The sequence below is a fragment of the Candidatus Palauibacter irciniicola genome (genome assembly GCF_965208695.1).
GTDB lineage: Bacteria > Gemmatimonadota > Gemmatimonadetes > Palauibacterales > Palauibacteraceae > Palauibacter > Palauibacter irciniicola.
Window position 1 is genome coordinate 2,313,425 of the sequence record NZ_OZ242352.1, and the last position, 22,677, is coordinate 2,336,101.

Sequence of the window (22,677 nt, forward strand, 5' to 3'; positions counted from 1 at the left end):
CGCCTTTCAGCTGTTCAGACAGGAGCGGATGGCCCGCTCCAGCTTAAGCACGACGTCCTCGACGCGGATCCTCGACATGCGTCCGCGCCGGGTGGCCCGGGACGGCATTCTCTCGCCGTCGGAGCCGGCCGAGGCGCGAAACCGGTCCACCGTGAGATCCGTGAATCGGCCGTAGGGACCGCTGCGTCTGGGGTCCGTGTACCCGTACAGTCCGATGGTCGGCGTCCCCAGCGCCACCGCCATGTGCAGAGGACCCGTGTCCGGCGCCAGCACGAGGTCGCTCGCGTCGAGCCGGCCCGCCAGCTCCCTCAGCGTCCCGCCCAGCGCGACGCGCGGCGGAGCCCCGCACAATTCCCCGAGGCGGCGGGCATCCCGCAGTTCCTCCTCGGAGTCTCCTCCCAGGAGGACGGGCTGGAGACCCAGATCGCCGGCCGCCATGTCGATTACCCGCGCCGTCCCCTCGAGGGTCCAGTTCCTGCGGGCGTTCGAACTCCGCGGCACGACCGCCAGGACCGGGCGGGAGAATCGCTCCCGCCACCGCGCCGAAACCCGCCGTTCCTCCGCCGTGAAGTGAAAGCGCCACTCGAGGCATCGCGGGACGCCGAGGTGATCGAGGAACTCGAACAGTTCGTCCTGAATGTGGGCCACGGGGGCCGGCGGGATGCGGCGGTTCGTGGCCACCCAGCTCAGGTCGCGGGCGCGCGCGCGATCGTGGCCGAGGCGCTCCGGGGCGCGCAGGAGACGCGTGACCATCCCTCCCTTGAAGTTCGGCTGCAGACAGATGACGAGATCGAACGTCTCTCCCGCCACCTCGCGCCGAAAGCGGGAATAGGCGCGGGCGCCGAGACTTCGGTGAAAGAGCAGGATCCGGTCCACGTCCGGCCGGCCGGCCATCAGGGTCGCCGGGCCCGGCTGCAGCACCCAGGTGATGTGCGTGCCGGGCCACGCCCGCCGGAGGGACGCGATGATGGGCATCCCCTGGACGGTGCTTCCCACCGCGCTCATGAGCACGATGGCGACCCGCCGCGGCGCAGCGCCCGCGACCCGCAGGGATCTATCCGGCTGCATTCCGGTACAGAAGTTGGCGGACCGTGAAGAATCCGCGGGGCGGAACCGGCCCCTGAAAGACCCGCCCGGGCTGACAACGGCCCGAAAACACAGTAATCTCGGGGCGATGCGAACTCTCACCCGCTATATCCTGAGCCGTCACGCCGGGCCGTTCATCTTTGCCGTCATCGGCACCACGGTGCTGCTCCTCCTCGACCAGGTGAGCAAGCGCTTCGAGCGGCTCATCGGCAAGGACCTCGAGTGGGCGGTGATCGCCGAGGTCTTCGTCTACTCGATCCCCTTCATCCTCGCGCAGACCCTGCCGATGGCCGTGCTCATCGCGGTCCTGTACGTCTTCAGCCGGATGGAGGGCGACTTCGAGATCACCGCCGTCAAGGCGAGCGGCATCCCCCTGTCGCGCGTGATGGCCCCGCTCCTCGTCTGTGCCGTCATCCTCGCCGGCGGAATGACCTGGTTCAACAACACGGTCCTGCCGCAGTCGAATCATCACCTGCAGGTGCTGCTCACGGGGATCGGCCGCAAGAAGCCGACCTTCAACCTTCGGGAACATACGATCAACGAAGTGCTCCCGTCCTATGTCTACGTCCATCCCGGCATGATCGACCGGGAGGAGAGCGTGGTGCACGACGTCGCGATCTACGATGAGCGGAACGGCCAGGAGAGCCGCTCCATCTACGCGACCCGCGGGAAGATGGGCTTCTCGGAGGAGGGGGAAGACCTCTACTTCGACCTCGAGGACGGCGTCGTCCAGGTACGCATGAACGAGCGTCCGCACGCCTTCCGGCGCATCGCCTTCGAGCGGATGCTGCTCAAGATCCCGGATGTGGCGAACGGGCTCGAGCGCGATACCGCAGCCATTCGCGGCGACCGGGAGATGAACATCGCCGACATGCGCGTGGAGGCGGATCGCGGGGCGCAGATGGCGGACGCGGCGCGCTCGGAGAGCCTCGTGTACGCGCAGGCCATCACCCGCATGCTGCTGGACTTCGAGCAACCTCTCGCGGACGCGCCGGATCCCTGGGACGGGCCGGCGGGCGGCGCCGAGGCCGGGCAGAGCGACGTCCCCGACCCGGCGGATTATATCGCGGACCGGAGGGATGACATCGTCGACCTGGAGCGCCGGAGAGATGGCCTCCCCGCGCCACCGGAGGCGCCCGCGCGACGCGAGATCGAGCCGGGACCCGCGCAGGAAGCCGCCGCCCCGGATTCCACGACACAGGTCGCCGAGAGCGCGGCCCGCCGCTTCTACTCCGCCTCCGATGCCGCGAACCAGTTCCAGTCGTACGCCGAGCGCGAGGTCACGGGCCTGCGGCGGATCAACCAGTACTGGGTCGAGATTCACAAGAAGGGGACGATCCCGGCCGCGTGCATCGTCTTCGTCCTCCTCGGCGCCCCGATCGCCGTCCGGTTCCCGCGCGGCGGCGTCGCGCTCGTCGTCGGCGTCAGCCTGGGCATCTTCGGGGCCTACTACGTGTCCCTCATCGGGGGCGAGCGGCTCGCCGACCGCCTCTGGATCTCGCCGCTGTGGGCGATGTGGGCCCCGAACGTCATCTTCGGCGCCGCCGGGCTCGTGGCCCTGGCGCGTTCCACGAAGGTGATGCGCTGACGCCGTGAAGCTGCTCGACCGGTACGTCCTTTCCCAGTTCCTGAGGATCTTCGCGGCCTGTGCCCTCGGCGTGCCTTTCCTCTTCATGGTCATCGACATCGCCGACAACCTCGACCGGTTCCTCGACCAGGGGTCGACCTGGTCCCAGATCGCCCTCCACTACGTGTACGAGTTTCCGTACCAGTCGCTGCTCGGATTCCCGATCGCCGCCCTGCTCGGGTCCGTGTTCACGGTGGCCTCCATGTCCCGGCACTTCGAGGTCGCGGCCGCCAAGGCGGGCGGCGTTTCCTTCTACCGCCTCGTCTTCCCGATTCTCTGCGGCGCCACGCTGCTCAGCTTCGTCGCGCTCGGTCTCACGGAACTCGTCGCCGTGACGAAGCGGAAATCGGCCGAAGTCCTCGAACAGGAGGAGGCCCGCAGCCAGACGATCCGGAACTCGTTCGTCTACCGGGGCGACGACGGCCTCGTGTACAAGGCGCGGCTGCTCGACACGCGCGAGGGTCGGATGGACGACGTGCAGATCGAGCGGAGAGGATCGGAACCCGACTTCCCCACGGTACACATCACGGCCAATGTCGCACGGTACGACTCGGTGTCCGCTCGCTGGGTGCTCCAGCAGGGGTGGATGCGGGAGTTCCGCGGCCCGGAGGAAGAGTCCGCCTTCGAGTTTGCCGAACTGTTCGTGCGGCAACTGGACGAGACGCCCGAGGAGCTGCAGGCCAGACCCAAGGAACCGGACGAGATGCGCTACGCGGAACTGGGACGCCTCATCGAATCCGTCGAGCGGTCGGGCGGCACGACGAACGGGCTGAGAACGTCTCGCTCGCTGCGCATCGCCTTCCCCTTCATCTGCCTCGTGATCGCCGTGTTCGGCATACCGCTTGCGCACAGCAACAAGCGGGGCGGCGCGCCGACCTCGATCGGAATCGCGCTCGGGACGACGATCCTCTTCCTGACTCTGATCCGCATCGCCGAAGCGATGGGCGCCGGAGGAGCGCTGTCACCGGCGGCGGCGGCCTGGCTGCCCAACATCATCTTCGCCGGCGCCGGCCTCCTGCTCTTCGCAAAACTGCGGACCTAGCGGCCCGTACCGGGCCGGCCGGGCTAGCCGGCCCCGGCGTCGATCCGCTCGATGTCGGTTCGCACCATGAGGCGGATCATCTCCTCGAACGACATGCGGGGTTCCCAGCCCAGTTGCCGCTTCGCCTTCGACGGGTCGGCGCAGAGCCGCTCGACCTCGGCCGGCCGAAGGAGCGCGGGATCCTGCTCCACGTGCTCGCGCCAGTCGCGTCCGATCTCGTCGAAGGCGATCTCGATGAGCCGCTGGACGGAGTTCGTCACGCCGGTCCCGATCACGTAGTCCTCCGGCGTCTCCGCCTGGAGCATGAGCCACATCGCCTCCACGTAGTCGCCCGCGAATCCCCAGTCGCGCTCCGCCCTGAGGTTCCCGATCGACAGACGGTCGACGAGGCCGCCGTGGATGCGGGCCGCCTCCCAACTCACCTTGCGCGTGACGAACTCGCGGCCCCGCCTGGGGCTCTCGTGGTTGAAGAGGATCCCGCTCGTCGCGAACAGGTCGTAACTCTCCCGGTAGTTCACCGTGATGAAGTGGCCGTACACCTTCGCGACGCCGTACGGGCTGCGCGGATAGAAGGGCGTGTCCTCGTTCTGCGGCGTCTCCCGCACCTTCCCGAACATCTCCGAGGAGGAGGCCTGGTAGAAGCGGATCGCGGGGTCGACCGCGCGGATCGCCTCGAGCATGCGCGTGACGCCCAGCGCCGTGAACTCACCCGTCAGCAGCGGCTGGTCCCAGGAGGTGGGCACGAAGGACTGCGCCGCGAGGTTGTACACCTCCCTGGGCTCCACGCGTTCGAGCACGCGTATGAGCGACAACTGGTCGAGCAGGTCCGCCTGGTGGAGCGTGACCCGGTCTCGGAGATGCGAGATGCGGTCGTACTTCTCCACCGAGGAACGGCGCACGACGCCGTGCACCTCGTACCCCCTGTCGAGCAGGAACTCGGCCAGGTAGGAGCCGTCCTGTCCCGTGATGCCGGTGATGAGCGCGATCATGGCGGCCGAATATGCGCGGCCGGCGCGCCGCGGCCAAACGGGCCGGCGCACGCGAGGCCGGCGTCCCCCCGCCGCTTGACCGAAGACAACCCGAAGCGGACATTGCCCGTCCCACGGCCGGCCGGGCCACGGGAAACCGAAGGTTGAAGACAGAGGAGGTCTCGCGATCGCGCGCGCGACGCCGGTTCCGGAATGGGTGCCCGACCTTCCCGCGACGCCGGGCGTCTACGTCTTCGTGGATGCGCACGGGCATCCCCTCTACGTGGGGAAGAGCGTGAACCTGCGGCGGCGCGTGCGGGGCTACTTCTACTCGGGCGGGCCTTCGAACGAGCGGCTGGCCGAGATGTTGCGGATCGCGCGGGGCGTCGAGGCACACCCGACCGGGAGCGACCTCGAGGCGCGACTCGTCGAGGCGGAGCGCATCCTCGGCCAGCGTCCGCCCTACAACAAGGCGCTCAAGCGGCGCGACGCCGGCTGGTATCTGGAACTGCGACGCAACGAACCCTTCCCCCGGCTGCGGGTCGTGCGCCGGCCGCGCCGGGCCGAGGCCCGCTATGTCGGCCCCTTCTGGAGTCGCCGGCTGCCCGAGCGCATCCGTCGCCTCGTGGAGAAGATCGTCCGGCTGCGGAGTTGCGCCGAGTCCGTGCGCCCGGACCCGGCGCGGAGCCCGTGCATGCAGTTCGACATGGACCTCTGCACCGCGCCCTGCGCGCGCCGCGTGGGGCTCAACGCGTATCGGCGGCAGGCGGAAGCCGCCGGGCGCCTGCTCGCCGACCCGGGCTTTGCCTGGGAACTCATGGACCGTTTCGCCGAGGCGCGAGACGCCGCCTCCGACAGGCTGGAGTTCGAGCGGGCGGCGGCGGCGCAACTTCGTCTCGAATGGATCGAGGAACTCGAGGAACTTCGGTTTCTGCTGGAGCCGGAAGCGGAACCGCACTCCTGGCTTATCGTGCTCCCCGGGCTCGACGCGGCGCACCGGATGCTCCAGCCCGTCGCGCGCGGACAGGTGCTGCGGAGGCGCCGCGTGGCGTGGGTCGAGGGCGCCTGGGAGCGGGCCGTGGAAAACGCCTGCTACGCCGTGCGAGTGGCGGAGTTGCGGGCGCCCACCGTGCTTTCCCCGCGGGAATCCGTGCCCAGCGCGATGGTCGGCCGCTGGCTCGAGGAGGGGGCGGACGACGGACACGCGATCGACCTGACCCGCCTCGACGCCGCCGGCGCGATCGACCGGCTGCGGCGCCTCGCGTCCTGACGCCGGCCGCGGAACCCCGTCACCGTCAGCCGGGTCTTGATTGCCATGCTCAAATCGACTGCCATGCTCACGAACTCAGATGTCGTCGCGGCGCGTGAACGGATCCGGTCCGGAGTGGCGCGGACCACCTGCCCGCAGTCCTTCGCCCTCGAGGCGCGCGCCGAAGGGCGCTTCCATCTCAAGACCGAGTTCCGGCAGCGCACCGGGTCGTTCAAGGATCGGGGGTCGCTCCACAAGCTCCTGCGCCTAGGCCCGGCCGCCCGCGAGGGCGGTGTCGTCGCGGCCAGCGCCGGGAATCACGCCCAGGCCCTCGCGTATCACGCATCCCGGCTGGAGATCGCGTGTACCATCGTGATGCCCACGCACGCGCCCCTCATCAAGGTCGCCCACACGCGCGGCTACGGCGCCCGCGTGATTCAGACCGGGGAAACCCTCTCCGACGGGATGGCGCTCGTCGACCGCCTGGCCCGCGAGGAGGGACTCACGCCCGTCCACGCCTTCGACGATCTCGACGTGATGGCGGGCCAGGGGACGATCGGGCTGGAGATCCTGGAACAGGTGCCCGACCTCACGACGGTCATCGTCCCGGTCGGAGGAGGCGGGATGATCTCCGGCATCGCGACCGTGGTGAAGGCGCAGCGGCCCAACGTGCGCGTGATCGGCGTGGAGGCCGCGGCCTCGCCGGGGGCCCGGGAGTCGCTGGCCGCCGGGAAGCCCGTACACCTGGAGAACTCCGACACGCTCGCGGACGGCATCGCCGTGAAGCGGATCGGCGACCTCGCCTTCCCGCACCTGGCGACGCTCGTGGACGACGTCGTCCTCATCGAGGAGGAACAGATCACGCGCGCGATCTTCTTCCTCCTCGAATCCGAGAGGTTCGTCGTGGAGGGCGGCGGAGCGGTGTCCGTGGCCGCCGTCCTCGAGGAAAAGGTCGAGTTCGGCCCGTCCGATGTCACCGTCTGCATCCTGTCGGGCGGCAACATCGACATGAACCTCGTGTCGCGGGTCATCGACCGCGCGCTCTGGGCCGATGGCCGGCTCGCGCGCCTCGCGGTCGTCGTTCGCGACCGCCCGGGCTACCTCAACGAGGTGACGGCGCTCGTCGCGATCGAGGGCGCGAACGTCCTCCACATCGAACACACGCGCGCCTTCGGGGACATCTCGGTCGGAAAGGTGGGGATCGAACTCACGATCGAGACGCGCGGCCACGACCACGTCGCGACGATCGTCGCCAGGCTCCGCGAACTCGGTCACCGGGTCGAAGAGCTTTCCTGAGGCCGGGAGTTGACCCGCGGAGGCGTTCGGCGCATCCTCGGGGCACGACAGAATCGGCCGGGGGGGCTCACGGAAGCCGGTGTGAATCCGGCGCGGCCCCGCCACTGTGAGAGGTCCGGGATTTTTCCCGGAACGCCGACTCGGACGTGCCACTGGGACCCGCGCGGGTCCCGGGAAGGCGAGCCCCGGCGGCCTCGAGCCAGGAGACGTGCCCATCCGGCGCCCAGAACACACCTCCGCGGGGAGGTGAGGGGTCGTCTTCCGGGCACGGCACACCTCGGAAATCTCCCTCTCTTTTCCGCGAGAAGGGAGAACCGAGATGAGACATGTGAATCCGGCGCGCGGGCGCCCCCTTCACGCACTCGCCGTAGCCGCGGCGGCCTGCGCCGCTCTCGCCGCGTCCCCGCTTCGGGCACAGGAACCGATCAGCCTCGAGGGACTCGTCGTCACCGCCCACCGCTGGGCCGAGCCCGAGTGGACCGTGGCCGCCAACACGACGGTCATCGAAGGCGAGGAACTGGAGCGGGCCGGGATCGAGTTCGTGTCCGACGCGCTCCGGCACGTCGCCGGCCTGGCGGTCGCCCGCAACGGATCCTTCGGCGCCATCACGTCCGTGTTCCTGCGCGGGGGCGAGTCGGACTACGTCCACGTGCTCGTCGACGGCGTGCGCGTGAACGAGCCCGGCGGATCCTACGACTTCGCATCGCTGACCACCGACAACGTGGAGCGCATCGAGATCGTGCGCGGGCCGGCTTCGGCGCTGTACGGCTCCGACGCCGTGAGCGGGGTCATCCAGATCTTCACGCGCCGCGGGGCGGGACCGCCCCGGGGCAGCGTCTCGTTCCAGACCGGGAGCTTCGGGACGACGCGCTGGCAGGGCGACCTTTCCGGAGGCGGCGGCGGACTCTCCTATGCCTTCTCGCTCGGCGGCAGCGCGACGGATGGGATCCTCGCCTTCAACAACGAGCACCGGCAGACGACGGCCACGGGGCGCGTGCAGGCGAACCTGGACGCGGACACCGACGCGACCTTCGCCATCCGCTACAACGACTCGCGCTTCCACTATCCGACGGACGGGTCGGGAAACGTGGTCGACCGCAACGCGTATTCCTTCGGCGACGCGCTCACCGTCAACATCGACGCGGGCCGCCGCTGGACGGACGCGCTCGAGACGCGGCTTTTCCTCAGCGTCTGGGAATCGGACCGCGGAACGGACGACGGGCCCGACAACCCCGCCGACAGCCTGGGCTTCTTCGGGTTCAAGAGTCTCACCGACACCCGGCGCGTCACCGCCGGCGGCCGCGCCGTGTGGCGCCCCGCCGAGGGGATGGCGGTCACGGCGGGGGTTGAGGAGGAGCGACAGTCCGTCCGCGGCTTCAACCGGTCCTTCTCCCAGTTCGGGGAGAGTGCCGGCAACTCCGAGGACGACTGGTGGAACCGCGCCGCCCACGCGCAGTTCTCATGGGCCCGCGACGCGCTGGCGCTCAACGCGGGCCTCAGGGCCGAGGACGACGAGCGGTTCGGGGCGGCGGCCACCTGGCGGACGGGAGCGGCGTGGCGCGCCGACGCGTCGGGGACGCGCCTCCGGGTCTCGGCCGGCACCGGAATCAAGGAACCGACGTTCTTCGAGACCTTCGCCACGGGCTTCGTCACGGGAAACCCCGACCTCACGCCGGAGCGCTCCACGAGCTTCGAGGGGGGAATCGACCAGGACGTCGGCGGCTCGCTGAAGCTCTCGCTGACCGGCTTCAGCCAGAACTACCGGGACCTGATCCAGTACACCGGCTCTCCGCCCGCCGAGGGCGACCCCAACTTCTTCAACGTTGCGAAGGCCCGGAGCCGGGGGCTCGAGGCGGAGGCGTCCGTGGAGGCCCGACAGCTGCGGCTCACCGGTAGCTGGACGTACCTCGACACCGAGGTGCTGGACTCCGGCTTCGACGAGGGACCCGGCGCGACGTTCGTGGAAGGCTCGGCGCTGTTGCGGCGGCCGAAGCACGCCATGGCGGCGTCGGCCTTCTATCCGGTCTCGTCGGCGGTGGGGCTGGACGTGAGGTTGCGGCGCGTGGGAGAACGGGAGGATCGCGACTTCTCCTCCTTCCCGGCGGAGCCCGTGATGCTTCCCGCGTACACGGTGCTCGATGTCTCGGCCAGCTTCGACATCGCCGGACGTGGCGGAGGTCCGGGATTCACGCTCACGGTGCGCGGGGAGAACCTTCTCGACTCCGCCTACGAGGAGGTCTGGGGTTTCGCGGCGCCGGGTCGCGGGCTGTACGTGGGCGGCCGTGTCATCCTCGGCGGGGGTCCCTGACCGGGAACTCGCCACGGGCGCAGATTCCCGGGGCCCCGCGGCGGCGAATGCCGCGGGGCCCGCCGCGGCACGGAACTACGCCGTCGCGCCGGGAGTCTCCTCCACCTCGGCCAGCGCCTTCTGCAGTTCGCGCCGGGCCACGCGCGTGACGAGGACGACGACGGCGGCCGTCGCGGCGAGGCCGGCGACGAGCAGGGCGGTCTGCCCCCAGCTCGCGGCACCGCCGGACGCCTCGGCCACCTCCGCCCCGGCCGCGCCGATGTACACGTACAGGAGCGTCCCCGGGAACATCCCCACGAGCGAGGCCGCCACGTACTGGGTGAAGGTCACGCCGGTGAGGCCGTAGAAGTAGTTCTGCGCGCTGAACGGAAATACCGGCGAGAGGCGGGTGAGGAAGACGATGCGCCAACCCTGGGTCTCGACCGCGCGGTCGATCGCCCGCAGCGCCGGGCGGTTGGCGAGGAGCTTCTCGACGCGGTCGCGCAGCACGTAGCGGGCGATGAGGAAGGCGAGCGCGGCCCCGATGTTCGCGCCCACGAACACGGTGAGGGTGCCGAGCGCGAGGCCGAAGGTGACGCCTCCGGCGATCGTCAGCGCCGAACCCGGCACGAAGAGGACCACGGCGAGCGCGTAGAAGAGTCCGAAGAAGAAGGGCCCCAGCCACCCCAGTCCCGCGGTGGTCTCGCGCAGCCAGGTGACGAGTCGCGCGAGAAAGCCCAGATCCTCCGCCGCCGCAGGCTCCGTAGCCGCGGGCTCCGAAGCCTGGACCGTCTGCGCGGGGATCGGCGCGGCGGCGGAGGCCTCGAACTCCGGACCCGCGTGGACCGATGGGGCGTCGACCACACCCGCCGCCGACCCCGGTACGAGCAGTCCGAGAAGGAGCGCGGCCCGGGCGACCACTACGGCCTCTCCAGCCGGTTATGCGCGGCGAGGATGCGCCGCACTTCGTCGTGCGGGAGGCCGGGCACCATGTTCCCATCGCGCCCCACCATGGTCCGGCCCGCAACCATCGCGTTCGTGATCGCCTCCTCCGTCGCCTGGGCCGTCGCGAGCAGCAGCGGCGAAACGGCGTCGTTCGACATCATCTCCACGGTCGTGTTCTCCCCGCGGCTCCACGCCCCGCTGTTCGCCGTCGAGAAGGCGATGAAGATGTCCCCGGAACTGTTCGCACCGTAGCCCCCCATGCGCCCGATCCCGATCGGCGCCCGGCGCGCGAGCCGCTTCAACTGGTGCGGCAGCAGCGGAGCGTCCGTCGCGATGACGACGATGATCGACCCGAGGCCGTCGAACGCGCCTGCGTCCGCTGCACCGCCCGCGCCGCCGGGCGGCGTCCAGTCGAGGAGTTCCTGCCCCACCGGCACGCCCGCGATCAGCAGTTCCGGCCGGCGCCCGTAGTTGCACTGCACGAGCACGCCGACGGTGTAGTCCCCCACGAGCCGGGACGAGGTCCCGATCCCGCCCTTGAACGAATTGCAGACCATGCCGGTCCCCCCGCCGACCGATCCCTCCGTGACGGAGCCCGCGGCAGCGCGCTCGATCGCCGCGAACACGTGTTCCTTGCCGACGTGGAACCCGTTGATGTCGTTGAGCCGTCCGTCCCAGGTCTCCGCCACCAGCGGCAGGCTCCACCAGATCCCCGGGGCGATGGGATGGTTCGCGCGCGCGTCGCGCGACCACTCGATGACCGCCTGGTGGACATCTCCCACGCTGTGGGTGTTGGTGATCATCACGGGACCCTCGAGGAAGCCCGATTCCTCGACCCAGGTCGTCCCCGTCATCTCGCCGTTCCCGTTCAGCGAGTACCAGCCGGCGAAGACGGGTTCGTAGCTCTCCGTACGCGGGAGCACGGCGGTCACGCCCGTACGCACGGGACCCTGGCCGACGACGAGCGCCCCCTCGCCTTCGATGATCGTCGCGTGCCCGACGCGGACGCCGGCCACATCGGTAATCGCGTTCCAGGCTCCGGGCTCCCCCGGAAAGGGGATCCCGAGGTCCCGCGCGCGCGGCGGGGTCTGGGCGCTGAGGGCGCCGGCGACCAGCGTTCCGGCGGTGAGTACTCCGACGGCGGTGGCCAGCATCGGCGCGACCGGGCGCCGGCGGGCCGATCCCGTTCGTGGCAAGAAGAACATCGACACCTCCACGCGAGGGACTATGTGGTTCGGCTTATGCGACCACTATCTGAACGTGCCCTGGATCCCCAGCGTCCACAGGACGTCCGGCCGCAGACCGGCGGCCCGGATGGGGAGCAGGGCGTTCGTGGCGAGAATCATGTCTCGGCCGAGCATGTACTTGAGCCCCACCGCGAGGTCGATGAAATGGCGACCGACGTCCGGGAGGGATGAGGATTCGACCGTGAGCGCCGGGTTGCCGACGAAGGTGACGGGACCCGGCAGCGGATGCTCCGGATCCGCCAGTTCCCAGCGAGTGATGAGGTCGGCGGCCACCGTGAGGACATCGGACGCCTGGGCATCGAACCCCACGGTCGCGAGCATCGCGTCCCGGTCGAAGTTCCTGTCGCGCAGGTTGCCTTCGCGCAGGAGATAGCCGGCGTTCAGGTGGGGCGAGAACCGTCCCCGGTTGAGGGAGAGAATCGCCACGGCGCGGCCGCGGCCCTCGCCGAGTCCGAGCAGATCCTCCTCCTGGCCCGTGGGGAAGGTGACGTCCGCCAGGAGCGCCATGCCGACCGGCGGCGGCGCGCGACCCACGGTCGTACCCCCCATGAGGTTGACCTTCACGCGGGCGGAGATATCGCCGATGCCCGTCGCCGACCCTCTCACGGAGTTGCTCGCCTCGAGGACCGGCGCGGCGGCGGTGCCGCCGAAGCGGTGCGCGAGCGCGTTGCCGAGCGGCAGGATCTGGGCGTGGGCCGTCCCCCTCAGGTTGGCCCGCACGACCGGCACGGCGAATCCCACGTCGAGGAAGGACGCCAGGCCGGCGCTCAGGACGGCCGTGGCCACCGTGTAGTCGAGGTCGAGGTTCGTCCGCACCCGGAGCACATCGCGCTCGAAGAAGGGCAGGCCGAGCCCGGGGTCCGGACCGAGAGCCACGTCCGAGTCCTCGTGGAAGAAGTTCAGGACGAGGTTGTCCGTGGGCACGCCGCTGAAGTTCGTGACCTGGAACGCCGTCGCTTCGAGACCGAGGAAGAACCGCCCCATCCCGAGGGTTTCCGCCCGTTCCGCGAAGATCGGGCCGAACGATGCGCTCCGCTCTCCATCCGACCAGATGCGGCCGCCGGACATCGCGGTGGGGGGAAGGCTGCCCACGACGCCGGCGATCCCCCCCTGGAAGGCGAGGATGAGCGCGTCGTTTCGCGGGACCCGTTCGCGCAGGTAGTGGCGGCCGTGCTCCGTATTGAAGACCCCGGTCTCCTCGAAGTCCGGATCGAGGCAGAGAGGCACGCCGCACTGCCCGAACACGAACAGTTCCGACACGAGGTCCGTGAGCGACTGTGCCGCGGCCGGCCGGCCCGTCGCCGCCGTCAGCGCCACCGTGACCATGAGCCCCGCGACGGCTCGTCTGTGCATCGCGCCCCCCATCGAGTTTCCGCTCCGGTGGCGCTGAAGGTTCGCGCACCGGTCGGACGCGGCAAGATGACCCGTTGACCTCCGGCGCCCTCCGCGCTCATTCTCGGGCCATGCCTTCATCGCACCCGCGTCTGACAACAGCCGCCTCGGCGCCCGCGTTACGGCGGCGCAGCCAGGACGCCCACGACGTCATCATCGTCGGCTCCGGCGCGGGGGGCGGGATGGCCGCCTACGTGCTCGCCTGCCACGGCGTGCGCGTCCTGCTCCTCGAAGCGGGGCGCGACTACGATCCGGTGTCGGAGACCCCGATGTTCCAGCTCCCCGCCGACGCGCCGCTCCGGGCCGCGGGGACCGCCGACAAGCCCTTCGGCTTCTACGACGCGACGGTGGACGGCGGCTGGCGCGTCCCCGGCGAACCCTACACGAGCGCCGAAGGGGTCAACTTCATGTGGTGGCGGGCGCGCATGCTCGGGGGGCGGACGAACCACTGGGGCCGGATCTCCCTCCGCATGGGTCCCTACGACTTCAAGCCCTACAGCCGGGACGGGCTCGGGTTCGACTGGCCGATGACGTACGACGACCTCGCGCCGTGGTACGACCGGACCGAGGCCTTCATCGGCGTCTACGGTTCGAGCGAGGGCCTCGAGAACACCCCCGATTCCTCCGACGGGATCCTCCAACCCCCGCCCGCCCCGCGCGCCTACGAACTGCTCGCGAAGAAGGCCTGCGGGGGACTCGGGATCCCGGTCGTGCCCGCGCACATCGCGATCCTCACCGAAGCGCAGGACGCCGAAGGCCTGTCGCGGATGCTGTGGCCGGGCAACGCGCTGGGCCGCCGCGTGACGCGCGACGCCATGCGGGGCCGCGCGCCCTGCTACTGGGCGACGCCGTGCGGGCGCGGCTGCTCGATCAAGGCCAACTTCCAGTCGACGACCGTCTGCCTGCCGCCGGCGCAGGCGACCGGCAACCTCACGACGATTACCGACGCCATGGTGCGCGAGGTGACGCTCGATGCGCGGGGGCGGGCGAACGGGGTCCACTACGTCGACAAGAAGGCGCGCGCCGACCGCCATGCCGCGGCCCCGGTCGTCATCCTCGCGGCCAGCGCCCTCGAGTCCGCCCGCATCCTCCTCAACTCCCGCAGTTCGCTCTTCCCGGATGGCCTCGCCAACGGGAGCGGGCTCGTCGGCAAGTACATCATGGACACGGTGGGCGCCGGCGTATCCGGCCAGATCCCGGCGCTCGAGCACCTGCCCCGGCACGCGGAGGAGGGGGCCTCGGCGATGCACATGTACATGCCGTGGTGGCTGTACGGGGAGCAGGCGGCGGGACGCCTCGATTTCGCCCGCGGCTACCACATCGAGTTCGGGGGCGGGCAGCGGATGCCGGGCTACGGCGCCTTCAGCGGCATCGAGCCGCTCACGCAGGGTGCCTACGGACAGCGCTTCAAGGAGGAGTGCCGCCGCTACTACGGCTCGTTCATGTACATGGACGGCCGCGGCGAGATGATCCCCAACGAGGACTGCTACTGCGAGATCGATCCCGAGGTCGTCGACCAGTGGGGGATTCCCGTGCTCAGGTTCCACTGGAAGTGGTCGGACCACGAACTCAACCAGGCCCGGCACATGCAGCAGACGTTCGCCGGGATCATCGAGGAGATGGGCGGGCGCGTGCTCTCGACGGTGCAGACGGACGGCGCCCGCGCGATCCTGGCGCCGGGCCAGATCATCCACGAGGTGGGCGGCGTCCGGATGGGAGACCGGCCGGAGAACTCGGTGCTCAACCAGTACTGCCAGTCGTGGGAGGTCCCGAATCTGTTCGTGATGGACGGCGGGCCGTTCGTCTCCAACGCGGACAAGAATCCGACGCTCTCCATCATGGCGATCGCCTGGCGGTCTTCCGAGTACCTCGTGGATCAACTGCGGCAGGGAGCGCTCTGATGGCGGACCGTGACCGCGAACGCACCGGGGACCGCCCACCGGAATCGGAGGCGGCCGAGGGACTGACCCGCCGCCGGGCGCTGCAGGTGCTCGCGGCCGGGGCGGCGGGCGCGGCGGCCATCTCCGCGGGGGCGTGCGCCGACGGCGGAGAATCCGGCGTGCCCGGCACCGAGGATGCGACCGACTTCGAGGGCGCCACGAGCGGCGGCAACCCCCGGGCCGCCGGCACGCCGACGGACCCGGACCTCGTCTCGCCCGTCGTGTGGTGGGACCTGGTCCTGACCGAGGACGAACTCGCCACCCTCGCCGCCCTGTGCGATGTCATCATCCCCGAGGACGAACACTCCCCCGGCGCGGCGGCGCTCGGGGCGCACGCCTTCATCGACGAGTGGGTGAGCGCGCCCTACGACGGAAACCGGGACGATCTGACGCTCGTGCGCGGCGGGCTCGTGTGGCTGGACATCGAATCGGCGGAACGTTTCGGGGGCCGCTTCACCGAACTCACGCTCGAGCAGAAGCACGCCATCTGCGACGACATCTGCTGGGCCGAGAACGCCGCCCCGGAATACCGGGTCGCGGCCCGTTTCTTCGACCGCGTGCGGGATCTCACGTCGACCGCGTTCTGGACGACAGCGGAGGGGATGGCCGATCTCGGCTTCGTGGGGAACCGCCCCATGCCCCGCTTCGACGGCCCGCCCCCGGAGGTTCTCGAACGCCTGGGTCTGGCCTAGACGCCGTCGGCGCGAGACCATGCAGGCGGGCTTTCTTTCGCGGACCTGACCCGGAGTGAGGCGCAGCATGACGCTGAAGAACAACTTCTCCCGGCGCGACTTCGTGCGGGCCTCGGGCGCGGCCGGCGTCGGCCTGAGCATCGTACCCGCGCATGTGCTCGGCGGGCCCCGGCACCGCGCGCCCAGCGACACGCTGAACCTGGCGCACATCGGGGTCGGCGGCATGGGCGGCGGCGACGTGCGCGGCATGGCGGGGGTCGGCGAGAACATCTACGCCCTGTGCGACGTGGACGAGCGCCAGGCGGCCGGCTCGTGGAGCGCCTTCCCGCGGGCCAAACGCTACCGCGACTTCCGGACGATGCTCTCGGAAGAGGCCGACAACATCGACGCCGTCCTCATCTCCACGCCGGACCACACGCACACCGCGGCCGGCATGATGGCCCTCTCGCTGGGCAAGCCGACCCGCATCCAGAAGCCGCTCGCGACCACGATCTGGGAGGTGCGCCAACTCGTTGCCGCCGCGGAGCGCGCCGGGGTCGCCACGCAGATGGGGAACCAGGGTCACGCCCAGGACGGGACGCGGGAAATCCGCGAGTGGTACGAGGCCGGCGCGATCGGCGAGATCCGGCGCGTGGAGTACTGGACGAACCGTCCCATCTGGCCACAGGCGATCCTGCGGCCGACCGAGGCACACCACGCCCCGCCCTGGCTGGAGTGGGACCTGTGGCTCGGGCCCGCGGCCGACCGGCCCTACCACCCGGCCTACGCCCCCTTCAACTGGCGCGGCTGGTGGGACTTCGGGACCGGCGCGCTGGGCGACATCGGGTGCCACGCGATGGACGCCGCCTTCTGGACGTTCGACCTCGGCACGCCGGAGCGGATTTCGGCGGAGTCGACGACGCTCTTCGCGGAGACGGCGCCCGCGGCGTCGCGCATCGAGTACGACTTCCCCGCCCGGGGGGATCGGCCGGCCGTGAAGGTGGTGTGGCGCGACGGCAACCTCTCGCCGCCCCGGCCCGAGGAAGTGCCGGACGACGCGCGCTGGCCCTTCGAGTCGAGCGGACAGCTGTGGATCGGGACCGACGGCAAGATGTTCGCGGGGATCTACGGCGAGAACCCGCGGCTTCTCGACGCCGAGCGGGACGCCGCGATCCGGGCCGACCCGCCGGCGGAGAAGTACCCCCGCACGGACGGCGTGTACGCGGAGTTCGCCGCCGCCTGCAAGGACGGGCCGCCCGCGGGTTCCAACTTCGTCGAACACGCGGGGCCGCTGACGGAGATGGTGCTCCTCGGCAACCTCTCCGTGCGCAGCGGGCGGGAAGTCCGCCTCGATCCGGCGACGGGCGAGATCCTCGACGGCGTCTCGATCCCCGAAAGCTACGTGAAGCCCGACTACCGCTCGGGCTGGGGGTGGTAGCGGCCCGCTTCCCGGCCGCGGCGACCGTGGACGCACGCCGGCGGCAGGTGATCCCGTGCAACTGAACGGCCTCGACTGGATCGTCCTGGCCGCGTACGGAACCGTGGCCCTCGGAGTCGGGCTCTGGTTCGCCCGGCGCGCCGGCTCCGGCACGAACGAGTTCTTCCTCGCGGGCCGGAAGCTCCCCTGGTGGCTGCTGGGGACGTCGATGGTCGCCACGACCTTCTCGACCGACACCCCGAACCTCGTCACGGACCTCGTCCGCAACGGCGGCGTGAGCCGGAACTGGGGCTGGTGGGCGTTCCTCATCACGGCGATGTGCACGACGTTCTTCTACGCGAAGCTGTGGCGGCGCTCCGGCGTATTCACCGACATCGGCTTCTACGAACTCCGCTATTCCGGGCGCGCGGCGACCTTCCTGCGCGGCTTCCGGGCCCTCTATCTGGGCGTCTTCTTCAACGTCGTCATCATGGCCACCGTCACGCTCGCGGCGATCAAGATCTCGGGGGTCCTGCTCGGGGCGGACAAGTACACGACGGTGCTCGTCGCGGGCACGGTGGCGGCGCTGTACTCCGCGACTTCCGGGCTGTGGGGCGTGGTCGTCACCGACCTGCTCCTGTTCGCGATCGCCATGATCGGCGCCGTCGCGGCGGCCTCGTACGCGCTCGCGCAGCCGGAGGTCGGGGGCCTGGCGGGGCTCGTCACCCACCCGGAGATCTCGCAGAACCTCTCGCTGCTGCCCGACTTCTCGGACTGGCGGACGGCGGCGATGGTGTTCGTCATCCCGATCGCCGTGCAATGGTGGGCGAGCTGGTATCCCGGAGCGGAGCCGGGCGGCGGCGGGTACGCGGCGCAGCGCATGCTCGCGGCGCGGAACGAGCGCGACTCCATGCGCGCCACCCTGTGGTTCAACATCGCGCACTACTCGCTGCGGCCGTGGCCCTGGATTCTCGTCGCCCTCGCCTCGATCGCCGTCTATCCCACGCTCGACTCCATCGGAGCGGCGTTCCCCGACCTCGATCCGAGCCTTCTGGGGCACGACCTCGCCTACCCGGCGATGCTCGTCTTCCTGCCGCACGGACTGCTGGGACTCGTCGTCGCTTCGCTCGCGGCCGCCTACATGTCGACCATCTCCACGCACCTGAACTGGGGGTCGTCCTACGTCGTCGACGACTTCTACCGCCGGTTCGTGGCCCGGGACCGGGATGAGGCCCATTACGTGCGCGTGGCGCGGATCTCCACCGGGCTCCTGATCGTCCTCTCCGCCGCCCTCGCGCTCTTTCTCGACAGTGCGAAGCAGGCGTTCGAACTCATCCTGCTGCTGCACGCGGGGAGCGGTCTCATCTTCCTCCTGCGCTGGTTCTGGTGGCGGGTGAACGCGTGGTCGGAGATCTCGGGCATGGCGGCTTCCGCGACGGTGGCGCTGTGGTTCCCGCTCTTCCACGAGCGCGTGGGGCTGCCGGCGCTCGACCCGGCGGTCAGCCTGCTGCTGGGCGTCGGGCTGACGACGGCCGTATGGCTCGTCGTGACCTTCCTCACCCGACCCGTGGACACGGCGACGCTGCAGGGCTTCTACGACCGCATCCGCCCCTTCGCCCGCGGCTGGCGCAGGGCCGTGAACACGCGGCCGGACGCGCCCGGGAGCCTGGCCGCGGGTCTCGCCGCGTGGGGCCTGGGCTGCGTGACCGTGTACGCCGTGCTCTTCGGCACGGGCATGGCCCTGTACGGGAGACCGGCCGCCGCGACCGGATTCGGACTCGTGGCCGTCGCCGCCGCCGTCGGGCTGTTCCGGGCGCTCCCCCGGGTGGGCTTCGACTGACCGAATCCGGCTGACGCCGCACCGGTGCGTGCGGGTCGCGGACCGTCAGGGGTCGATTTCGAGGTGGTCCACGAGGAGCACATGCCCCGGCGGACCCCAGCCGTCGAGCGAAATGCGATCGACGCCGAGCGGAGTCTCGATGCGGACGCGTTCGGCCCGGAAGAGCGAGCGTCCTCCGGGGCTGTAGGTCGCCGTCCCGGACCCTGAATCGTCCTCGGGGGCGTAACGCAGGTCCGGCGCGTGGGCCCGGGCCGAGGCGGGCAGGCGTTCGCCGCCGCTCCAGACGATCACCTCGAAGTCCTCGATGAGATCGGGGCCGAAGAGCGTGAACGTCACGCGCCGGGGACGTCCGGGGAAATCGAGGTGGATGACGCCGACCTCCAGACCCCGGTCTCCCGCCAGCGGGAAGCTCAGCGCGTGCATCGACGCGTTCGGGGGCAGGTAGCCGCGCGCGTCGAGCACATGAGGCCGGGTGGCGTCCGCCGTGTAGGAGTCGAACGACAGCACGAGGCCCTGTTCCCGCCATTCCTCGGCCACCGCTGAGTTGGCGACGACGGGCCGGCCATCGGCGTAGGTCTCGAACTCGATCCGCTCATGCCGTCCGCTCGCCAGGGGACCGCGCGCGGGGGGCGGAACGTCGGCCTCTTCGCCGCCTTCCGGCGCGTCCGCGGCCCCGCTCGGCTCCGAAGGCGGCGGGGCTTCGCGGAGGGCGGGCGCATCGGCCGTCGGTGGGGGCGTCGGATCGAGGTCCCACCGGAAACGGAAGCCGGCGGAGCGCAGCCCGGTCCAGGCGGCCACGCCGACGAGTCCGGCCACGGTGAGGACGGCCAGGCCGCGGAGCACCCGCAGCGCGAAGGGCGGACGGCGCGTCCGCGCCTTCGTCAGGCGCGGACGACGCCGAGCTGCGGCCACGTCTCCCACCGGCCGCGGGTGAAGTCGGGGAAATCGACCGGCCGGCTGCGGTCCGCCACGGACTCCTCGCTCACCGCGCACACGGCCGACAGCGCCGCCGCGTCGTACACGTTCATGTCCGTGGGCAGTCCCTCGCGCAGACACTTGATGAGCCGGTAGTCCTCCAGGTAGTCCATGCTGCCGTGTCCGCGGCCCGCGCCGGCACCCGCCATCTCGCGCCACAGCGGGTGTTCGAACTCCTCGAGGTAGTCCTCCGCTTCATCCCACCGGTGCCCTTCGCTCCGGCCCTCGACATACACGCGGTCGGGATAGCCCTGGAAGAGGCCCCGCGTCCCCTGGACGAGGTGGATCCGCGAGTACGGACGGGGGAGGTTCGTGTCGTGCGAGACGTAGATCGTGCGGCCGAGGACGGTCTTGATGAGGGTGACGTTCACGTCGCCGAGCGCAAAGGTCTCCCGGCGCTCGGGCGCGGCCTCGGGGAAGTGCTCGCGCGCGAAGTCCTGCAGCCCGCGCGACGGCCCGCTCATCGAGACCGCGTAGTCGAAGCGGTCCCCGCGGTTGATGTCCATGCAGTTGGCGATCGGTCCCAGTCCGTGCGTGGGATAGAGGTTGCCGTTCCGCGTCTTCGAGTGTTCCCGCCGCCACAGCCCCTCGCCGGTGTCGGCGAACTTTATTCCGCGCAGGTCGTGGAGGTATCCGCCCTCACCGTGCAGGATCTCGCCGAACAGCCCGAGCCGCGCCATGTGGAAGACGAGCATCTCCCAGCGGCCGTAGTTCACGTTCTCCATCATTACGCAGTGCCGGCGCGTCGCCTCGGCCGTCTCCACGAGGCGCCAGCAGTCCTCCATCGTGTAGGCCGCCGGAACCTCCGTCGCCGCGTGCTTCCCGTGCTCCATCGCGGCGACGCAGACGGGCACGTGCCAGCGCCACGGCGTGGCCGTGTAGACCAGGTCGAGGTCCTCCGTCTCGCACATGCGGACGAAGTCCGTCTCCCCGCGCGTGTAGAGGGTCGGCTCCGGCCCCCCGGCTTCGAGCACCCAGTCGCGGGCACGCTCGGCGTGCGCGGGCCGGATGTCGCAGAGCGCCGTGAGTTCCACGCCCTCCATGTCGAGGAGATTGCGGACGTGGACCGATCCCATGCCGCCGATCCCCACGAACCCGATCCGGACCGTCTCCATGGGGGGCGCCGAGAAGAGGGCCTGCGGCGCCGCGTCGCGGTTCTGTGCCCCGGGCGCCGATCCACCGCCGGCGTCGGGTCCGCGGCAGCCGCCCAGGACCGCGGCCCCCGCCCCCATCGCGCCCAGCTTGAGCAGCGTCCGCCGGTCGACGCCCGCGGGTGCCGGCTCGCCGGTGTCGTTCGATTCGCGCCTCGTCGGTTCCATCTCCACCGTCCATCCCAATGGTCCGGAGTTTGCCCCAGGCGGCCGGACGTGACATATGGAATCCAACTTCGGATCGGCGGGGAGCGGATGGCAAACATGAGGCCCTACAGGACGCATCGAACGTTGCGCGCGGCGGCGGCGGCCGGCGTCGCGGCCGTCCTTTGCGTGTCGTGCGAGTCGGCGCCGACGGGCCGGGATCGCCTCCTCGACGCGGCCGCGGCCATCCAGCGGCTGTCGAGCCTCGCGTACGAGTACGCGTACGAGGGGAGCGGCAGCGCCGCGGGGTCCTACAGCGGGAGGGTGCGGTTGCTCAGCGCCGCGGACGAACCCCGGATCTACTGGGCCGAGCTTCGGCCATCGCCGTCATGGACCCCCGCTCCGCCGGCGGGCGAACCGCCCCCGGGCGAAGCGTCCACCGACGCACCGGTTGTGGCGCCCGCCGACACGCCCGCCGAGGCACCCGCGCTCATCCTGTCCGGGGGCGGCGACTACGTCGCGGCGCGCGACGAGGCGCTGGGCGGGTTCCGTCACGGGACGATCTCGGGGGGCTCCGGGCATCTCGTGGCCAACGCCCCCTTCGCGGTCCTGTCGGCGTTCACGGATCCGCAGCCGTTCCGGGCGGAACTGGCGAGCGACATGGAACTCGTGAGCCGGGAGACGATCGGCGGCGTGCTGTGCGACGTGCTGCGCGGCAGCACCGACGAGTTCGGACCCGCGCAGGTGTGGTGGCACATCGGAGTCGAGGACGACCTGCCCCGCGCCTTCCGCTGGGAGGCCGATGACGGGAGCGGGGCCCTCGCGTTCGAGATCCGGAGCATGCTCGTCGATGCGACGATCACGGCCGACCAGCTCGCGATCCGCGTGGACCTCGACGGCCCGGAGGGCGGAGACGTCATCGACGAGGACGCGAGGCGCATCGAGCCCGGCGTTCCGGCGCCCGACTGGACGCTCGAAACGGCATCGGGGTCGTCCCTCCGCCTCTCGGACCTGCGCGGGGACATCGTCGTGCTGAGTTTCGGGGCGAGTTGGTGCGCCCTTTGCCGGGACCTCGCGGCCGCGTACGCCGCCCTCCCGGGGCCGGCCGCAGCGGAGCGCGTCCGCTTCCTCAACCTCAACGCGTGGGAAAGCCCCGAGGTCGATCCCGGCCCGATCCTGCACGAATGGGGACTCGACGCGCCACTCCTCCTGCGCGCGGAGCGCATCGCCGCCGACTACAAGCTCGCCTCGGTTCCGGCGCTCTTCGTGGTGGACGCCGCGGGAGACCTCGCGCTCGTCCGGCACCCGACGCTCGCGGATCCCGAGGCTCAGGCCGGCGAACTCGAGCGGACACTCCGGACGCTCCTCGACGCGGACCCCTGACCGCCCCGACCCAACGG

Annotated in this window: 17 protein-coding genes and 1 riboswitch; of the genes, 10 read left to right on the top strand and 7 right to left on the bottom strand. The window is 70.7% G+C overall.

Annotation, left to right across the window (positions count from 1 at the left end; genetic code table 11):
- Positions 1 to 6: 6 nt before the first annotated feature.
- Entirely contained in the window at positions 7 to 1,068 is a 1,062-nt protein-coding gene (locus ACOGI9_RS10075) for a glycosyltransferase family 9 protein (RefSeq protein ID WP_419857003.1), read from the bottom strand.
- A 106-nt stretch (positions 1,069 to 1,174) separates the two neighbouring features.
- On the opposite strand from ACOGI9_RS10075, the gene ACOGI9_RS10080 reads away from it, so the two are divergent.
- Together ACOGI9_RS10080 and ACOGI9_RS10085 are read left to right on the top strand one after the other, a co-directional pair.
- The gene (locus ACOGI9_RS10080; protein WP_419857004.1) at positions 1,175 to 2,674 is read left to right on the top strand and encodes an LptF/LptG family permease; all 1,500 of its coding nucleotides are present in this window, start codon (positions 1,175 to 1,177) and stop codon (positions 2,672 to 2,674) included.
- A 4-nt stretch (positions 2,675 to 2,678) separates the two neighbouring features.
- Positions 2,679 to 3,755: an LptF/LptG family permease gene (locus ACOGI9_RS10085; protein WP_419857005.1), complete on the top strand. Its 1,077-nt coding sequence runs from the start codon at positions 2,679 to 2,681 to the stop codon at positions 3,753 to 3,755.
- A gap of 23 nt (positions 3,756 to 3,778) precedes the next feature.
- Here the strand turns inward: ACOGI9_RS10085 and gmd are convergent, their stop codons facing one another.
- Positions 3,779 to 4,744, bottom strand: coding sequence for a GDP-mannose 4,6-dehydratase (gmd, locus tag ACOGI9_RS10090; RefSeq protein ID WP_419857006.1), 966 nt, complete (start codon positions 4,742 to 4,744; stop codon positions 3,779 to 3,781).
- A gap of 196 nt (positions 4,745 to 4,940) precedes the next feature.
- On the opposite strand from gmd, the gene ACOGI9_RS10095 reads away from it, so the two are divergent.
- The 3 genes from ACOGI9_RS10095 (at position 4,941) to ACOGI9_RS10105 (ending at position 9,576) form a co-directional block, all read left to right on the top strand.
- Positions 4,941 to 5,993 carry a hypothetical protein gene (locus ACOGI9_RS10095; RefSeq protein WP_419857007.1) on the top strand — a complete coding sequence of 351 codons (1,053 nt, stop codon included), beginning with the start codon at positions 4,941 to 4,943 and terminating at the stop codon, positions 5,991 to 5,993.
- A 63-nt stretch (positions 5,994 to 6,056) separates the two neighbouring features.
- Positions 6,057 to 7,268 (top strand): threonine ammonia-lyase, encoded by a 1,212-nt coding sequence (gene ilvA, locus ACOGI9_RS10100; RefSeq protein WP_419857008.1) that lies wholly within the window; start codon positions 6,057 to 6,059, stop codon positions 7,266 to 7,268.
- A 69-nt stretch (positions 7,269 to 7,337) separates the two neighbouring features.
- A riboswitch (cobalamin riboswitch) is annotated at positions 7,338 to 7,478 on the top strand.
- Positions 7,479 to 7,587: 109 nt separating this feature from the next.
- The gene (locus ACOGI9_RS10105) at positions 7,588 to 9,576 is read left to right on the top strand and encodes a TonB-dependent receptor plug domain-containing protein (protein ID WP_419857009.1); all 1,989 of its coding nucleotides are present in this window, start codon (positions 7,588 to 7,590) and stop codon (positions 9,574 to 9,576) included.
- Between the two features lie 75 nt (positions 9,577 to 9,651).
- On the opposite strand, the gene ACOGI9_RS10110 is transcribed toward ACOGI9_RS10105, so the two are convergent.
- The 3 genes from ACOGI9_RS10110 to ACOGI9_RS10120 all read right to left on the bottom strand — a co-directional run bounded on the left by ACOGI9_RS10110 (position 9,652) and on the right by ACOGI9_RS10120 (position 13,100).
- A complete protein-coding gene (locus ACOGI9_RS10110; protein WP_419857010.1) occupies positions 9,652 to 10,476 on the bottom strand; it encodes a TVP38/TMEM64 family protein in 825 nt (274 codons plus the stop codon).
- Positions 10,476 to 11,654 (bottom strand): P1 family peptidase, encoded by a 1,179-nt coding sequence (locus tag ACOGI9_RS10115; protein WP_419859273.1) that lies wholly within the window; start codon positions 11,652 to 11,654, stop codon positions 10,476 to 10,478. Before ACOGI9_RS10115 ends, ACOGI9_RS10110 begins: the two co-directional genes overlap by 1 nt.
- A gap of 96 nt (positions 11,655 to 11,750) precedes the next feature.
- On the bottom strand, positions 11,751 to 13,100 hold the full coding sequence (locus ACOGI9_RS10120) for a hypothetical protein (RefSeq protein ID WP_419857011.1): 1,350 nt from the start codon (positions 13,098 to 13,100) through the stop codon (positions 11,751 to 11,753).
- Positions 13,101 to 13,321: 221 nt separating this feature from the next.
- Between ACOGI9_RS10120 and ACOGI9_RS10125 the strand changes: the two genes are divergently transcribed.
- The 4 genes from ACOGI9_RS10125 to ACOGI9_RS10140 all read left to right on the top strand — a co-directional run bounded on the left by ACOGI9_RS10125 (position 13,322) and on the right by ACOGI9_RS10140 (position 19,007).
- The gene (locus ACOGI9_RS10125; protein ID WP_419859274.1) at positions 13,322 to 15,040 is read left to right on the top strand and encodes a GMC oxidoreductase; all 1,719 of its coding nucleotides are present in this window, start codon (positions 13,322 to 13,324) and stop codon (positions 15,038 to 15,040) included.
- A complete protein-coding gene (locus ACOGI9_RS10130) occupies positions 15,040 to 15,771 on the top strand; it encodes a gluconate 2-dehydrogenase subunit 3 family protein (protein ID WP_419857012.1) in 732 nt (243 codons plus the stop codon). Before ACOGI9_RS10125 ends, ACOGI9_RS10130 begins: the two co-directional genes overlap by 1 nt.
- 67 nt (positions 15,772 to 15,838) lie before the next feature.
- Positions 15,839 to 17,188, top strand: a complete 1,350-nt coding sequence (locus tag ACOGI9_RS10135; RefSeq protein WP_419857013.1) for a Gfo/Idh/MocA family protein — start codon at positions 15,839 to 15,841, stop codon at positions 17,186 to 17,188.
- 55 nt (positions 17,189 to 17,243) lie between these two features.
- Positions 17,244 to 19,007, top strand: coding sequence for a sodium:solute symporter family protein (locus ACOGI9_RS10140; RefSeq protein WP_419857014.1), 1,764 nt, complete (start codon positions 17,244 to 17,246; stop codon positions 19,005 to 19,007).
- A gap of 45 nt (positions 19,008 to 19,052) precedes the next feature.
- Here the strand turns inward: ACOGI9_RS10140 and ACOGI9_RS10145 are convergent, their stop codons facing one another.
- Together ACOGI9_RS10145 and ACOGI9_RS10150 are read right to left on the bottom strand one after the other, a co-directional pair.
- Entirely contained in the window at positions 19,053 to 19,919 is an 867-nt protein-coding gene (locus ACOGI9_RS10145; RefSeq protein ID WP_419857015.1) for a hypothetical protein, read from the bottom strand.
- Positions 19,889 to 21,301 carry a Gfo/Idh/MocA family oxidoreductase gene (locus ACOGI9_RS10150; protein WP_419857016.1) on the bottom strand — a complete coding sequence of 471 codons (1,413 nt, stop codon included), beginning with the start codon at positions 21,299 to 21,301 and terminating at the stop codon, positions 19,889 to 19,891. Before ACOGI9_RS10150 ends, ACOGI9_RS10145 begins: the two co-directional genes overlap by 31 nt.
- 96 nt (positions 21,302 to 21,397) lie before the next feature.
- On the opposite strand from ACOGI9_RS10150, the gene ACOGI9_RS10155 reads away from it, so the two are divergent.
- A complete protein-coding gene (locus ACOGI9_RS10155; protein ID WP_419857017.1) occupies positions 21,398 to 22,660 on the top strand; it encodes a TlpA family protein disulfide reductase in 1,263 nt (420 codons plus the stop codon).
- The last annotated feature ends 17 nt before the right edge of the window (positions 22,661 to 22,677 follow it).